The organism is Bacteroidota bacterium (assembly GCA_016721765.1).
Lineage (GTDB): Bacteria > Bacteroidota > Bacteroidia > UBA4408 > UBA4408 > UBA4408.
Window position 1 is genome coordinate 619,866 of sequence record JADKHO010000002.1, and the last position, 14,929, is coordinate 634,794.

Annotated in this window: 11 protein-coding genes; 3 read left to right on the forward strand and 8 right to left on the reverse strand. The window is 38.1% G+C overall.

The window, feature by feature from the left end:
• Positions 1-59 precede the first annotated feature (59 nt).
• Together rho and IPP32_10940 are read left to right on the forward strand one after the other, a co-directional pair.
• Positions 60-1,691, forward strand: coding sequence for a transcription termination factor Rho (rho, locus tag IPP32_10935; GenBank protein MBL0048595.1), 1,632 nt, complete (start codon positions 60-62; stop codon positions 1,689-1,691).
• A 22-nt stretch (positions 1,692-1,713) separates the two neighbouring features.
• Complete coding sequence (locus tag IPP32_10940) at positions 1,714-2,175, forward strand: DUF4199 domain-containing protein (protein ID MBL0048596.1); 462 nt, start codon at positions 1,714-1,716, stop codon at positions 2,173-2,175.
• A gap of 338 nt (positions 2,176-2,513) precedes the next feature.
• Here the strand turns inward: IPP32_10940 and IPP32_10945 are convergent, their stop codons facing one another.
• The 4 genes from IPP32_10945 to IPP32_10960 form a co-directional block, all read right to left on the reverse strand.
• Positions 2,514-4,472, reverse strand: a complete 1,959-nt coding sequence (locus IPP32_10945; protein ID MBL0048597.1) for a peptidylprolyl isomerase — start codon at positions 4,470-4,472, stop codon at positions 2,514-2,516.
• Positions 4,473-4,508: 36 nt separating this feature from the next.
• Complete coding sequence (guaB, locus tag IPP32_10950) at positions 4,509-5,969, reverse strand: IMP dehydrogenase (protein ID MBL0048598.1); 1,461 nt, start codon at positions 5,967-5,969, stop codon at positions 4,509-4,511.
• Positions 5,970-6,181: 212 nt separating this feature from the next.
• The gene (locus IPP32_10955) at positions 6,182-9,292 is read right to left on the reverse strand and encodes a gliding motility-associated C-terminal domain-containing protein (GenBank protein MBL0048599.1); all 3,111 of its coding nucleotides are present in this window, start codon (positions 9,290-9,292) and stop codon (positions 6,182-6,184) included.
• Positions 9,252-9,566 carry a hypothetical protein gene (locus IPP32_10960; protein MBL0048600.1) on the reverse strand — a complete coding sequence of 105 codons (315 nt, stop codon included), beginning with the start codon at positions 9,564-9,566 and terminating at the stop codon, positions 9,252-9,254. The genes IPP32_10955 and IPP32_10960 overlap by 41 nt, the downstream gene beginning before the upstream one ends.
• A 259-nt stretch (positions 9,567-9,825) precedes the next feature.
• Between IPP32_10960 and IPP32_10965 the strand changes: the two genes are divergently transcribed.
• Positions 9,826-10,371 (forward strand): hypothetical protein, encoded by a 546-nt coding sequence (locus tag IPP32_10965; GenBank protein MBL0048601.1) that lies wholly within the window; start codon positions 9,826-9,828, stop codon positions 10,369-10,371.
• Positions 10,372-10,384: 13 nt separating this feature from the next.
• Here the strand turns inward: IPP32_10965 and IPP32_10970 are convergent, their stop codons facing one another.
• The 4 genes from IPP32_10970 to IPP32_10985 are packed head-to-tail and all read right to left on the reverse strand — an operon-like array spanning position 10,385 to position 14,908.
• Positions 10,385-11,713: a 1-acyl-sn-glycerol-3-phosphate acyltransferase gene (locus IPP32_10970; protein ID MBL0048602.1), complete on the reverse strand. Its 1,329-nt coding sequence runs from the start codon at positions 11,711-11,713 to the stop codon at positions 10,385-10,387.
• Positions 11,714-11,766: 53 nt separating this feature from the next.
• Positions 11,767-12,990 carry a T9SS type A sorting domain-containing protein gene (locus IPP32_10975; GenBank protein MBL0048603.1) on the reverse strand — a complete coding sequence of 408 codons (1,224 nt, stop codon included), beginning with the start codon at positions 12,988-12,990 and terminating at the stop codon, positions 11,767-11,769.
• 2 nt (positions 12,991-12,992) lie between these two features.
• The gene (locus IPP32_10980; protein ID MBL0048604.1) at positions 12,993-13,940 is read right to left on the reverse strand and encodes a phosphoribosylaminoimidazolesuccinocarboxamide synthase; all 948 of its coding nucleotides are present in this window, start codon (positions 13,938-13,940) and stop codon (positions 12,993-12,995) included.
• 17 nt (positions 13,941-13,957) lie between these two features.
• Positions 13,958-14,908, reverse strand: coding sequence for a PhoH family protein (locus tag IPP32_10985; protein MBL0048605.1), 951 nt, complete (start codon positions 14,906-14,908; stop codon positions 13,958-13,960).
• Positions 14,909-14,929: the final 21 nt, after the last annotated feature.

Genomic DNA, 14,929 nt, shown 5'->3' on the forward strand with positions numbered 1-14,929 from the left:
AAATTCCTGTTTTAGAATTTCCACGCTAATTCCCCAACTTATTTTTTAAAATTTTTATTATGTACGATGTTATTGAATTGAATAGTAAGCTTGTTGACGAGCTCAAAGCTATTGCAGCTAATTTAGCTGTTGAAAACAGTGATTCTCTTACCAAGCAAGATTTGATATTTGCAATCATTGAAAAGCAAGGCAATAGCGGAATGGAGCCTAGGGCTGCTGCCACTGAAACCAAAAAGGAGCCAAAACCGCGCACCGGAAGACCTCGCAAGATAAAAGAAGTTAGCGCTCCAGTGGATAAGGAAACTATTCAAAATGATGCCAGCGCAACACTATTTACAGAACCAATTGCTCCAAAAGTTGAACCCGAAAATATACCTGTTCCTGCATTTGAACCACCTGCAATTGTTGCAACGGAGCCGGTAATAAATATCCCCACAGAAACTGTAGCAGCACCTGAGCCAGCCCAACGTCAAGAAACAGAAACAAAGGATTTTCAAAATCAAATGGACGAGCGCCCACGTGATAATTTTAATCGCCAACGCCCCGAAAAAAGAATTGAAAATCAATATAACTTTGATGGAATCGTTATTAGCGAAGGCGTGCTCGAAATTATGCCCGATGGATATGGCTTTCTTCGTTCGTCTGACTATAATTATTTAAACTCTCCGGATGATATTTATGTTTCTCAATCTCAAATAAAATTATTTGGTTTAAAAACAGGTGATACTGTGCGCGGAAGCATCCGTCCGCCAAAAGAAGGTGAAAAATATTTTCCTTTAATAAAAGTAGAGAAAATAAATGGCCGCGAGCCTTCTTATGTGCGCGATCGTGTGCCTTTCGAATACCTCACCCCGCTTTTCCCGTTCGAAAAATTTAAACTTACCGGACATGCTCAGTCGAATATGAGTTCACGCATATTTGATTTAGTTACACCTATTGGTAAAGGACAACGTGCGCTGATTGTTGCGCAACCTAAAACCGGTAAAACAGTATTACTAAAAGATATTGCAAATGCCATTGCAGGCAATCACCCCGAAGCGTATTTAATTATTTTATTGATTGATGAACGCCCAGAAGAGGTTACCGATATGGCGCGTAGTGTAAAAGCAGAAGTTATTGCGAGTACTTTTGATGAACCTGCTGATCGCCACGTTAAAATTGCCAACATCGTTTTAGAAAAAGCAAAACGCATGGTGGAATGCGGCCACGATGTGGTGATATTGCTCGATTCCATTACCCGCTTGGCACGTGCTTACAATACGGTACAACCTGCATCAGGTAAGGTTTTGTCGGGTGGTGTGGATGCCAATGCGCTACATAAACCGAAACGCTTTTTTGGTTCAGCTCGAAAAATTGAAAATGGGGGATCGCTTACGATAATTGCAACTGCACTTACCGAAACAGGTTCTAAAATGGATGAGGTAATTTTTGAGGAATTTAAAGGTACCGGTAATTCTGAGCTACAACTCGATCGCAAAATTAGTAACAAACGAATGTTCCCGGCTATCGACATTGTGGCGTCAAGCACACGTAGAGATGATTTATTGGTGGATAAAGAAACACTGCAACGGGTATGGATTTTGCGTAATCACTTAGCAGATATGACTCCATTAGAAGCAATGGAATTCTTGCGCAATCAAATGAAAAACACCCTCAGCAACGAGGAATTTTTAATCTCAATGAACGGTTAAACGAACTGTTGTTTTGGTGCAGATGAAAACTCCAACTAAATACGGATTACTGGCTGGAATTCTTGCCGGAATTTGGTTAATAAGTGAACATTTTCTTGAAATAAAAACCCCAGGTGTGGCCTCTTTCGCAGGCATTATCGGTTACCTGATTTACTTCGCTTTTATTGCACTTTCGATGTGGACAGTTCGTGAAAAAGAATTGGGCGGAGTCATCGATTTTAAAACTTCCATGCGCACAGGTGTGCTTACATCAGTATATTATGCAATTGCATTAGGAGTTTTTACTTTCATTAATTATGCTTTTGTAAATACCGACTTTTTAATTCAGCAAAATCCCAATGCCACGCCGCAAGAAATTGAAAATTCAAAAAGTTTGATCAGAATTCTACAAGGCGTTATTTTAATTATCCCCTTTAATATCCTTTTTGGAACCGTTATTTCAGCAATAATTTCTTTGCTAATTCGAAGAGATAAAGTTTCATAAAACACAACTAAATAAGTTACCAAGAACTTTTTCTTCAAAGCCTTCTAAACCCAATTCGGTTTTATTTAACTCCAGCATTCTTGCAGACTTAACTAATTTAATCTTTGCGACCGCATCGCCTAAGCGATTTCATTTACACATAATGGTTTCTAACCAATGCAAATTTGAAAATTAGCGACCTAAACGCCTTCTTAGCTTCCTTTGCGGTTTATTTAAGATATAAACTCATAGCAATGCAAATTTTACGGTTCAGAGGATATTTTCACTTTTAAAAATTTCAATAAAAAAGCCGCCTCAGCTTTTCAACTAAGACGGCTTTGACAATAATTTACTAGTACTTATTTTACTGTTCCAAGTACTGCTCGGTCAATGCTCACTGGGTATTTTTGGCGTAAGCTTTGAATCCATTCTTTCTCCAAATAATTTTGATAATCGGATGTAACTAAACCTCTTGCTTCATTCAATTTCTTAACATCCGGTTGAAGTACCTTGTTGATTCTTACAAAAACGATTTGGTTATTTTTAGAAATATTTTCTGACAAACCTTCTACCCATTGCACTTTATCAATAAATTCATTTTCATTTTTCACAAATTTCCCATTGTCGATTCTCAAATTTAATTGAGAATTTTTGTTCACCATCGCCATAAGTGAATCGTTTGAAAAATTCGCTTTTTCTTGTTTCTTGATTAATTTACGCACTTGCTCTGCAATTTTAGCATCTGCACAGGTATATATATTTGCATCCACACGTTGCTCCCACATGTAATTTCCCTTATTCTTTTGATAAAATTCCTCAATACCGGCAGTATCCTTCACCGCTTTACCCCATACTTTTTTATCGGTCAAATCAAATAAAAGAATCCCATCGCGATATTCCTGCATTAACGCTTTAAAATCAGGATATTTTTTATCTAAAACACTTTCTTGATATGCTATACAGCTTTCGCTAACAAATTGATCGTATACTGATTTTACCAGCACACCGCCATCAATTTTTGGCCGTTTTGTTTGATGATTTTCTAAGTAGTTGGCAAAATCAACCTGAGTATATTTTTTATCCGCCAATGAAAACAATTCTTTGGTAAGTTTTGCAGCTTTGTCTTTGCTCCAAGTACCTTCAAAATAAGTAGTATCAATTAAGGAATTAAACTCGTCGCGTGCTTTGGTATTTTCTTTAAAATTATTCTCCTTTTTTATACGTGCCACCAAACTTTCTTTACTTTTTTGTGCTCTTGAATCCTTAGTAACTTTACTTTTCAAATCAGCTTTACTTTCTTCAAAAGTTGGAATTGCTTTTTTCTCTAAGCGTTTAATAATGTGCCAGCCGTATTGTGTTTTCACCGGCTCTGAATAATCCCCATCATTTTGAAGTGCAAAGGCAGCCTTTTCAAACTCCATTACCATTCTTCCGGTACCAAATAAAGGTAGTTTTCCACCTTCTTTTGCCGAACCTTTATCATCTGATTGTTGTCTGGCTAAATCTTCAAAGTTCTCTCCTGCTTTGATCTTTGCATAAATCTCATCAATTTTTTGCTTGGCAGCGATAGAATCCTGAGCTGCTTGCCCTCTGGAAGTTTTAACCATAATGTGCTCTGCCATAATTTGACCTTGAGCAGGACGCTTATCCAACACTTTAATTAAGTGGTAACCAAATCGAGTGCGCACCGGCATCGAAACTTCACCCGGCTTGGTGGTATATGCCATAGATTCGAATGGGTAAACCATTTGCATAGAAGTAAAATATCCCAAATCTCCGGCATTGTCTTTTGCGGAAGGGTCTTGTGAGTTCTCACGCGCCAATTTACCAAAATCTTCTCCTTTTAAAATGCGACTTCTGATTGCCATTATTTGGTTGTAGGCTTTTATGGTATCTTTTGGTAAAGCATTTTGGTCGAGTTTTATCAATATATGGCTTGCACGCACATCCGTTTTAGAACGCTCATACGCTTCACGCAAGAGTTGATCATTCACATCGTTATCAGTTAAATAAGGTTGCGCTAATTGCTTGCGGTATCCTTCCAACTCATTTTTAAAATCTTTGGTGGTATCCAAGCCCATTTCCTCAGCTTCTTTTACCTTCAATTTAAAATTAACAAACAACTGAACATAATCATCAATTGACTTGGAATCGGCTTCCGAATTTTTTGGATTGTTTTTATTGTAAATGGATTGAAATTCGGATCGGGTAATATTTTTTCCCGCAATAGTCATTAAAACAGGGTCTTTATCCTGCGCAACAGTAGCAAAAGTAGATGCTATTAACACTGTTGCTAAAAAACCTTTTACGCTGTTCATTTTCATATTCATTTAGTTAATTGATTTTTGATTTATTTATCTGCTATAATTAGGAGCTTCTCTAGTAATAATAACATCGTGCGGGTGACTTTCTTTTACGCCAGCACTGGTAATCTTTATAAATTTAGCCTTTTGTAAAGCGGTAATGTTCGTTGCACCACAATATCCCATTCCTGCTTTTAATCCGCCAATAAATTGGTGCATCACTTCCTTTAATTGCCCTTTGTAAGGTACCCTCCCTGAAATTCCTTCCGGAACCAGTTTCTTAAAGTCGTGCTCATCTTCCTGAAAATACCTGTCCTTACTCCCACTTTGCATGGCTTCTATCGAACCCATTCCTCTGTAGGCTTTAAATTTTCGCCCTTCAAATATAATAGTTTCTCCCGGAGACTCCTCCACACCGGCAAAAAAGGATCCTGCCATAATAGAGCTTGCACCCGCTGCTATCGCTTTAACAATATCACCGGTGTATCGAATACCCCCATCTGCAATTACCGGAATATTTTTTTTCTTTAAAGCTTGTGCTGTTTCAAATATTGCTGTCAACTGTGGAACACCTACACCGGCAATAACACGTGTGGTGCAAATAGAACCCGGCCCTATTCCTACTTTAACCGCATCTGCACCTGCATTGGCTAATGCAATTGCCGCTTCAGCAGTGGCTATATTTCCTACAACAACTTCTAATTTAGGAAAGCTCTTCTTAACCTTTTTTAAAGTATCAATCACGCCTTTAGAATGCCCGTGGGCGGTATCTATAACAATTGCATCCACCCCGGCTTTTACGAGTGCACTCACCCTTTCCATAGTATCGGCGGTAACACCTACTGCCGCTGCCACGCGCAAGCGACCAAACTCATCCTTACATGCATTAGGTCGGATGCGTGTTTTGGTAATGTCCTTATAAGTGATTAAGCCAACCAGTTTATTGTTTTTATCAACTACCGGAAGCTTTTCTATTTTAAATTTCCGGAGGGTGTTTTCAGCTTTAATTAAATCTTTCCCGTTTTGGGTGGTAATGATATTTTTGGATGTCATGACTTCCCGCACCGGAAGGCTCATATTTTTTTCGAAGCGCAAATCACGATTGGTAATAATCCCCAACAGTTCATTTTTTTCGGAAACTACGGGAATGCCTCCAATTTTATTATCCTTAATTATTTGAAAGGCATCACCTACTTTGGCATTAATATTTAAAGTGATTGGATCCAGTATCATTCCACTTTCGGACCGTTTCACTTTTCGAACTTGCTCAGCCTGTGCGGCTATACTCATATTTTTATGAAGTACACCTAAACCACCTTCTTGCGCAATAGCAATTGCCATCTCAAATTCGGTAACCGTATCCATTGCCGCCGAAATAATGGGAGTATTCAAGGATATTTTTTTTGTAAAGCGTGAAGCAATATTCACATCCTTCGGATGCACTTCAGAGTAGGCAGGAATTAATAAAACATCATCGTAGGTAAGGCCTTCGCCGATTATCTTGCCTGTCATTTGTTGCTTAGAAAAATGCGATTTTTTTAAAAAGTGAACAAAAATAGGAAATTTGAACGATTAGCCTAATGGAAGATAGCAGCAGTTTATGAATTAACAGAAATTAACTCAAAGAATTACAATGGTTGCAGGCTTTGCTTAACACCACATCGGACAAACAAAAAAGGGCCTGAAAAATAAATTCCCAGACCCCTTTAGTTGATTTTAATTTATTATCTCACTATGGTTAGTGCTCCACGTCGTTCGTTAGGCGCTCCGGCAGAATTTTGGTATTTCATAACGTAAATATAAACTCCATCCGGCACAAGTTCGCCATTAACCTTACCATCCCAGCCTTTATCCGGATTAGTTGTTTCAAATAGCATATTTCCCCATTTGTTAAAAATACGAAGCAAATAGCCTTCGGTATTTACAAAAACAGTATGGGGTTTAAAAATAGGATTCGCACCGGTTGGAGAAAATGCATTGGGAATATACATAGTAGATTGCTGATCAAAACACATAATATTTGATTGGGCAGAATCAGCATAATTATAAGGATTTCCAGCGGCTTCTCTTGCGATAACCGAATAACAAAACTCCCCATTATAAGAAGCATAAGTACTTACATCGTCCTGAAAGCGATTGGTAGTAAATGGAACTAAAGCAATAGGTTCTAAATTTTTGTTGCCATCTACATAACGGTAAAGTTTCACATCATTTACCCCATTTGGCCAACCTCTGTAATCGCTCCAAATAATTAAGTTCACCATATCTAAATTTTCATCCGCCTTCAATAAAATAGTCTTACTTACGTTTGAAGGCGCTCGCTCAGTATTACAATCATCAACTGAAATAACCTTGTAGAAATAGCTTCTTTCGCTAGGCAAGGCTGTAACATCGCTATAATAATGCGTATAATTCGTATCGTAAGGAACACTACCAATTAAATTATAAGGACCATTAATGTTCTCAGCACGATATACATTGTATTGTCTTACAATCGCAGAAGTATCCGCAATAAATGCCAAATCAATTTTTTCGTTTGTTGTTACTGAGGCATATCTCACATAGGTAAATTGTGGTAATTTTAGCACGGTAGCCAACTGCGAAACATGATTTGTAGTTGCGCGATAATTGGAACCTGCATCATTCGCCGAAACATAATAATCATACTGTGTTCCATTAACTACATTGGCGTGAATATATTCGTTCAAACTAGGATTTACTGTTGCTAAAAAGCTATAAGGTGACGAATTTACACTTACATATACATTATATCCGCTTAATCCGTTCACAAAATCAGTGTAAGGCGTCCAAGTTAAGTTGTTTGAACCATTACATAAGTCGCCGAACACGGTTAGGTTGCTGGTTGTAAAATAATTTCCAATCGGACTTGTATTAGAACAGCTATCGAAAGCAGCGATGGCAAAACTTTCGGGAGCGATACCGGCAGTGCTAGCAAGAAAAGTATAAGTGGTATCGTTTATTCCAATTAGCGTATCTATAACATTATACGTCCCTCCAATGTATTGGTACACATAATAACCTTTTGTATCCTTTAAATATGTGGGATGCCAGGATAAAGTAGCTAAATCGTTTGTGAAATTCACCGAGGCAACAATTAGTTGGGGGATATCCGGAACAACGGTATCCGAAAAGTTATCGGAACCAATAGATGAAACAGTTGTACAATTAGCATCTTCTAACTCAACTCGATATTCAACCAGTTCATTACAAACTGCTATTGTATCCACATAAAAAGTATCGGTGGTGAGTGCTATCGGTGCAGCTGTCCAAATGCCATTTACTTTTCTGTAAATTTTATAGGGGCTTGTGGTGGAGGCAGCTAATGGCTTATGTGGAGCGTTCCATACGATGGAGGCATTGTTGTTTCCACTATTTGTAACACTTGTCAATATGGTGCGCAAAGTATCCGAATTAACTCTTACCTTCCCATTGCAGGTAGAACGCGTTTGAACAAAATAATAAACCGGGTTAGTAGTTGCATTTGCTCCAACGATTGTTGTCGTATTAACGGATAGCGTATCAATACTGTCCAAGTCGGTATAAGGACCATTTTTAAGCACTGAACCATATATATGGTAAGAATCAAAAGAGTGCAAGGAATCGATTGGAGGTATCCAATTGAGGGTTACATCACCATTCGGTGCCACTTTGGTGCAAACAAACTTACTCGCATCAATAGGAGGCCGGTTGAGCACGTGAATAGTAGCTGTTATAGATTTTTTTGCCGGCGCAGGACAGTTATCATCTGCAAAAATAAATTGAAAGGTATAGGTATTGGAGTAGCTATAACAGGTTGTTAAATAGGATAAGTGATTACATTCTGTTTGCCAAACAAACTTTCCATTCAAAACTGAAGGGTTCACAAGCGGCATGGAGGGGCTTATTCCTGCACAAGGCGGTTTATTGCAATTGGTTGAGGCTGTATCATAAGAAGTTGTATCAAACTGGCCTCCGGAAGCCGACATGGAAATGGTTTGAGGACTTCCATCGCCCAACGTATCATTATCCGATGCAAATAAATCAAAGCTAATTAAATCACCGGCTGTAACAGTGGTATCTGAACTAGTATGATTTGAAAAAGGTAACAGCACATTGGGTGGTAAGTTCGCAGTTCCTATAAATACCGATACCTGCATATCGCGGAAGATTTCGGCTACTTTGTTCCCACATTTATAGGCGGTTACACAATTCACGTTCACATAATCTCCAGGTTGATCGCAGCGATATACAATAGTTCCAGTAATAGGATCTAAGCTAGCCGGCACATTATTGGGAAATGCTAGCGAGGGTTGTGGGAAAGGGCTATTTTTTGACATTCCACCTGAAAATAGCAAAGTGTCTGGAGATCCAGGACCCCAAACCGCACCTACTTCAAATTCATCCAAAGGATTTGCCCATGTATATACCAAGGAATCCAATTCGGGATCAAATGCATTTGGACTGTATGAATTTAAATAACCGGCCGCAAGAACTGAGGCGGGTTTTTCAGAAAATCGTGGAGAATTATCGAAGCAAGGATTCATGTTCTTACCAGTACCATTGGCATTATTAGTTCGGAACATTTTAGCACGAAGAGTAAACCCTTCTTGGGGAACCAGCAAATTCACAATTGCAGCATTTCGACAACAATCATCCCACGTAAAAACCCAACCATTTGCTCCTGGTATTCCCGAAAGCGTTGTTGGATTACTTTTAAAAATCAATTCTTCAACAGCACCATTTTTTGTTGTACCATATGAAGGGAAATTTCCGGCCGGCAAAATCGTTCCACAATCAGGCGGGTTCCAAATTGGCCGGCATTCCGGGATAAACATTACACGTGGGCGAAATATCGTTTGATGGAAATACAAAATTTAGCGGAATGGTAGTTACTAGTGGATGGTTAAACACTTGAATTGTTTGCCCGGTAACACTAAATCCTATTCCTTTACAATCTCTGTAAAGCCGCAAATAAAAAATGTATTTCCCTGCGTTAGGTTGACCTGCTTTAATACAATCCCAGGTAATTTCACCTCCTTTAATGTGAGATGCATAAAGGCTTTGAGACGATACTGCCAGCAAAGCCAAAAACAATAATATTTTTTTCATGGATTAATAAGGGTATTTTTTTGGGTTAAAAAGTATATAGCGCTATTAATGTACACAAATTTATTCAAAATTTTGCTGTGTCAAAATTAATTTCGATAACTGTAACTTAAATTAATAACCATCCAATGTGAAGAAATACAAGTACTTCTAAAAAAGTTTATCTTTACCTTAAAAATAACTCCCATGAATGTAACCTTTGCAAAGATGAATGCGTAGAAAAGTCAGAACAAGAAATTAACACTTCTAAAAAACACACAACATGGCTAAGCATTTATCGCATCCAAAAATTGGAGTTCAGTCACTACTTGAACAAACTTTTTTTAAATTATTCAGTCCAGCCTCACACAAACCTGCCTCACTCGTAAATTTTATTGCCGCTCCGGTTGCAGATGCAAACACCGCTTCAAAATCCGATTACCATGCTGAAGTACCGGCTGAGCAACCCAAGCAACGCATAAAAAAAGAAAATACTTTTTCGTTAGCAGAAAATAAAACACAATTAAAACCAGAATCTGCACCAAAACCCGAATATTCAGAATTAAAACCTGAAATAAAATTGATGCATACCGGATTTAATGTTGCGATAAATTTTGCAAACAATTTTAAATTACCGGCAAAAATTTATAGCCGAAGAGGATTTGAAAAAGATTTTAAGTTTCTAGCCTTAGACACCTTTTCGCCATACATGGATAACCGACCCAAGTTAGATAGCAGTTTATCGGAAGAACGTGAATATCAAATAATATTTTTTGATGACGATCGCGAAGTGGGTAAGATGAGTGAAATTGTAAAAATAACGGTTTAAAAAATTGAAGAACCTACCTAAGAGCCGCAGCATGTAATGTGTTGCGGTTTTTTATTTTTGGGAGCAGCGATTCTTCTAATTGTTCTATCAAATGCTTGCGCTGTTGCTTTAATTTTGCGCAGGCTTCTTTATTTTGAATCCCATTTATTTCCAAAGCGAGATTTTTCAAAAAACTATTGAAATGCAGACTAAAAAATCCCAATAACGGAAGCACGAAAATAATTCCAATTTTGCTACTCAACGTTGGTAAAAAATAAGCACCAATGGCACCCCACACCACAAATGAAATTAAATACATAAATGCAGCGGTGCCAATAATTACTGAAGCCACAAACTCAACGTGCTTGCATGTTTTTTGAGCGATTTGAAAAGACAACTTATAAGGCCAATAATTAAAAACAAGAGAAACTAAATGAATTGGAAAAAGTAATACTGCAAGCGCACATTTCATCGCAAAAGTAACAAATGAAGTTGCCCCCTTTTTTATTACCTTATCTTTTAATTTAATCTCCGACAATCCCTTCCAATAAGAAGCCGTTAAAACCTTCAGGTTGTCACAGGTGGTTGGAGAAGTTTCATACATTTCATTTAATGCTTCGCCCATACCGCGCAAAACATAAAAATAATGCTCCTTGTTTGCGCTATTCAATTTTAATTTCCCAAACACTTCCGGCAAATAAATTTCTACCAGCTGATCATAGAGCTCATCGGTATTTTTGTTTTTAAGGTTCACGATTTGTTCCCCCATTTGCTTTTCCAAATCGCGTGTAAAAGCAGTAAAAGCTTTATTTTCGTCTTCCTTAAATAGTTCGTTGTAAGAATTTACATGAATGGGTGGAGCAAATTTTAAATACAAATTACTTCTAAATTGAGCCGGTTTTGTATAATTTATACCCAATGGTAGAACTTGCAAATCCAATTTAAAATCATTGTAAAGTTGCGCACCGAAAGCAATGCGAGCTGTTCCCTTTTTTAATTTTTGAAGGCGCTTTTCTTGAATACAAATGCCTTCTGAAAAAATGAGTAACGATTTTTTTTGTGCGAGCAATTTATAACAATCTTCAAAAGTCTGTTCGTTTTTATGCAAATTTCCTGCTCCTTCCTGCAAGCGATAAATAGGAATGAGATTCATTTTTTTTAATATCCATCTTTTTAAAGGTGTATTAAAAACATCGGAGCGTGTTAAAAAATAAATTTGTGGCTCTATAAATACAGCTGTAACTATTGCATCCATAAATGCACTGTTGTGATTGGCTGCAATAATAATGGGCTTATCCTTTGGAATATTTTCCAAACCACTTATTCGAATTTCCTTGAAGAAAATTCGAGTTGCTGTTTTCATTATAAATTTAAGAATGGGATAGAGCATATTTTCTTAATCAGTATCCTGTGAACTTAGTTTTTTATCAGTTTTTTTACAAGCTGCTTGTCAGCCGAATCAATTTGTAAAATATAAACACCATTGGCATAAGCAGCTAAATCAAGCAATTCGGTAGTCACTTGCACATTTTCCAAGGTGTGCTGTTGGATAATTCTACCAAGCATATCGTGCACAGTTAATGTATAGGTTGCAGGGCTGTTTAAATAAAAATAAATTTTAAATCCGGAAGACGAAGGATTAGGATAAACCAAAATCTCATTGCCTTCGCTGCTCGTGGGAATACATCCTTTAGATATTTTTAGGGAATCCCGAAAGGTGGTTTCAATTGCAGTCCACATGCGTTGCTTTTGTCCTTCGGTAAACAGGTTCATAGAGCCGTCATCGGTGTAATCCATGTAATTCATATACATAGTACCCGGAAATTCATAACTACAAGAATCTAAATTTGGAAATGCAGGTTTGCCACTATGTTCGGTTGTTTGATTGGGTGTATCGGCAATCGAATCACTGCCTATGCACAATCCACCATCATCGCCCCAAATGTGAAATAAATCAAACCAGTGTCCCACTTCATGGGTGCAAGTTCTTCCTTTATTAAAATGAATGTTGCTGCTTCTTCCAAAATAGCGGTAATCAATCACCACACCATCTCTATCCCGCAAAGGGTTGTAGATCGGTACTGTAGAAAATCCTAGCAATCCGCCATTTGTTTGAATCTCACAGACCCAAATATTTAGGTAAGAATTTCTATCCCAAATATCGTCTCCACCCATACCTGATTGAAAAAACTTATCGCTATTTCCAATCTCGTTCAGGCTTGTTTCCTTACGGATAATGCCGTTTGTTGCATTTCCATTGGGATCTTGCTTGGCCAGACAAAATTCAATTTCACAATCTGCCGCTATCGATTTAAAAGCAGCTGGTGTTTCGGATGTATCAGTATTGGTCCTTCTAAAATCCCGATTTAATATGGAAAGTTGCAAGTGTATTAAGTCATCCGAAATATTTTGAGCCGGCGTGCGATAAAGCACATGCACAACCACCGGCACAAGCAATATTCTTTTTGCTACTTTTTGTGCAGAATTTGTTTTATAAATTGATTTATAGTTTGTTTCAGAAGTGGAGGCATCGTGCAGTAAAGCAATTTTTTCAACAGCTGCACAATGCTTTATTTCTTGCGCAATAGCTTGAACATAAAACAAGAATAAAACAGCGTTAATTAACAGGTATTTTTTCATGCCTATTTATACGCTGCTAAGAAATTTAAAATATTTTTTTCGATGCGTTCCGGCACATTTTCGGATTCAAACTTTTGAAATTTATTTCCGGTAATTTTTTCAAACAACTCAATATAGCGTTCGCTGATTTCATTCACCCATTGTTCCGACATTTCAGGTACTTGTTGTCCTTCCTTACCCTGAAAGCCATTTTGAATTAGCCACTGGCGCACAAATTCTTTCGATAATTGCTTTTGCGCTTCTCCCCTTTGCTGGCGCTCTTCAAAACCGTCTTTAATAAAATAGCGTGAAGAATCGGGAGTATGAATTTCATCCATTAAATAAATTTTTCCATCGGCCCAACCAAACTCATACTTTGTATCCACTAAAATTAAGCCTCTTGCCGCTGCCATTTCGGTTCCTGCTTGATAGAGCTGATGGGTATATTTTTCAAGTTGCTCATAAACCTCCTTTGCTACTATTCCTTTAGCAATAATATCGGCTTTAGAAATATCTTCATCGTGTCCAACATCCGCCTTTGTGGAAGGAGTAATAATAGCTTGAGGAAAGGGATCGTTTTCTTTCATGCCCTCTGGCAAAACCACCCCGCACAACATGCGCTTTCCGGCAGCATATTCGCGAGCTGCGTGCCCTGCAAGGTAGCCACGAATAACCATTTCAACTTTAAATGGTTCGCAACGTTTTCCTATAGTAACCATTGGATCGGGGCTCGCCACAACCCAGTTGGGAACAATGTGGGCAGTAGCTTGTAAGAAGTGCGCCGCAATTTGATTTAATACTTGACCTTTGTGCGGAATGCCTTTAGGGAGCACCACGTCAAAAGCGGAGATTCGATCGGAAGCCACCATTACCAAAAGTCCATTTTCCAACGTATACACATCGCGCACTTTGCCCTTATAAAATAGGGTTTGCCCCGGAAGTTTAAAATTAGTTTCAGTGATGGCAGTCATGTTTGCAAAATAAATAATTAATTCTCCTTGTGATATGCTTCAATAATACTTTTCACCAAACGATGTCGGATTACATCACTTGAATCGAGTTCAATAAAATCAATTCCTTTCACATTCGAAAGCAGTTTAGCGGCATGCACCAATCCGGATGGCTGATTCTTTGGCAAATCAACTTGCGAAATATCGCCGGTAATAATAAACTTGGCAGAATTCCCCATTCGTGTTAAAAACATTTTCATTTGACTTTGTGTGGCATTTTGTGCCTCATCCAAAATCACATAAGCATTATCAAGTGTTCGCCCGCGCATAAAAGCAAGCGGCGCAATTTGAATGATTCCATTTTCAAGATTTGCTGCTAATTTATCGGCAGGAATCATATCCCGCAAGGCATCGTATAAAGGTTGCAAGTATGGATCCAGTTTTTCTTTTAAATCTCCCGGAAGGAAACCCAAATTTTCGCCTGCTTCCACAGCTGGACGCGTGAGTACAATTTTTTTTACTTCCTTATTTTTTAAGGCCCGCACAGCAAGCGCAACTGCAGTATATGTTTTACCGGTACCGGCAGGGCCCAGCGCAAATACCATGTCGTTTTTTTCAACACTTTGCACCAATCGCTTTTGGTTGGGTGTGCGGGCTTTAATAACTAATCCGGCATTTCCAAATACCAATATATCCTCTCCATTAGCCCCTCCATTAGTTGCATTTTGATGGGGTAAAATTCCGGCCAATAATCGCATGATATCACTTTCGGCAAGAGCATGGTATTTTTGAAAGTGGTCCAGTAAAGCCTCGAAAAAATCTCCGAAAAGGCTCACATCCGTTTCCTCACCCCGTACTTTTAGGGAACTACCGCGTGCAATTAATTTTAATTTAGGAAAATTACTTTGAATAAAATCGAGCTTAGAATCGTTGACACCAAAGATGTCTAATGGATTAATATCGGAAAACTCTATTACTTTTTCACTCACGCCTGCTTTACTTGTTGAATA

What these genes read in the sequence shown, in the direction of transcription:
- rho (MBL0048595.1), top strand. Translation starts at nt 60, where the DNA reads ATGTACGATGTTATTGAATTGAATAGTAAGCTTGTTGACGAGCTCAAA.
- IPP32_10940 (MBL0048596.1), top strand. Translation starts at nt 1,714, where the DNA reads ATGAAAACTCCAACTAAATACGGATTACTGGCTGGAATTCTTGCCGGA.
- IPP32_10945 (MBL0048597.1), bottom strand. Translation starts at nt 4,472, where the DNA reads ATGAACAGCGTAAAAGGTTTTTTAGCAACAGTGTTAATAGCATCTACT.
- guaB (MBL0048598.1), bottom strand. Translation starts at nt 5,969, where the DNA reads ATGACAGGCAAGATAATCGGCGAAGGCCTTACCTACGATGATGTTTTA.
- IPP32_10955 (MBL0048599.1), bottom strand. Translation starts at nt 9,292, where the DNA reads ATGTTTATCCCGGAATGCCGGCCAATTTGGAACCCGCCTGATTGTGGA.
- IPP32_10960 (MBL0048600.1), bottom strand. Translation starts at nt 9,566, where the DNA reads ATGAAAAAAATATTATTGTTTTTGGCTTTGCTGGCAGTATCGTCTCAA.
- IPP32_10965 (MBL0048601.1), top strand. Translation starts at nt 9,826, where the DNA reads ATGGCTAAGCATTTATCGCATCCAAAAATTGGAGTTCAGTCACTACTT.
- IPP32_10970 (MBL0048602.1), bottom strand. Translation starts at nt 11,713, where the DNA reads ATGAAAACAGCAACTCGAATTTTCTTCAAGGAAATTCGAATAAGTGGT.
- IPP32_10975 (MBL0048603.1), bottom strand. Translation starts at nt 12,990, where the DNA reads ATGAAAAAATACCTGTTAATTAACGCTGTTTTATTCTTGTTTTATGTT.
- IPP32_10980 (MBL0048604.1), bottom strand. Translation starts at nt 13,940, where the DNA reads ATGACTGCCATCACTGAAACTAATTTTAAACTTCCGGGGCAAACCCTA.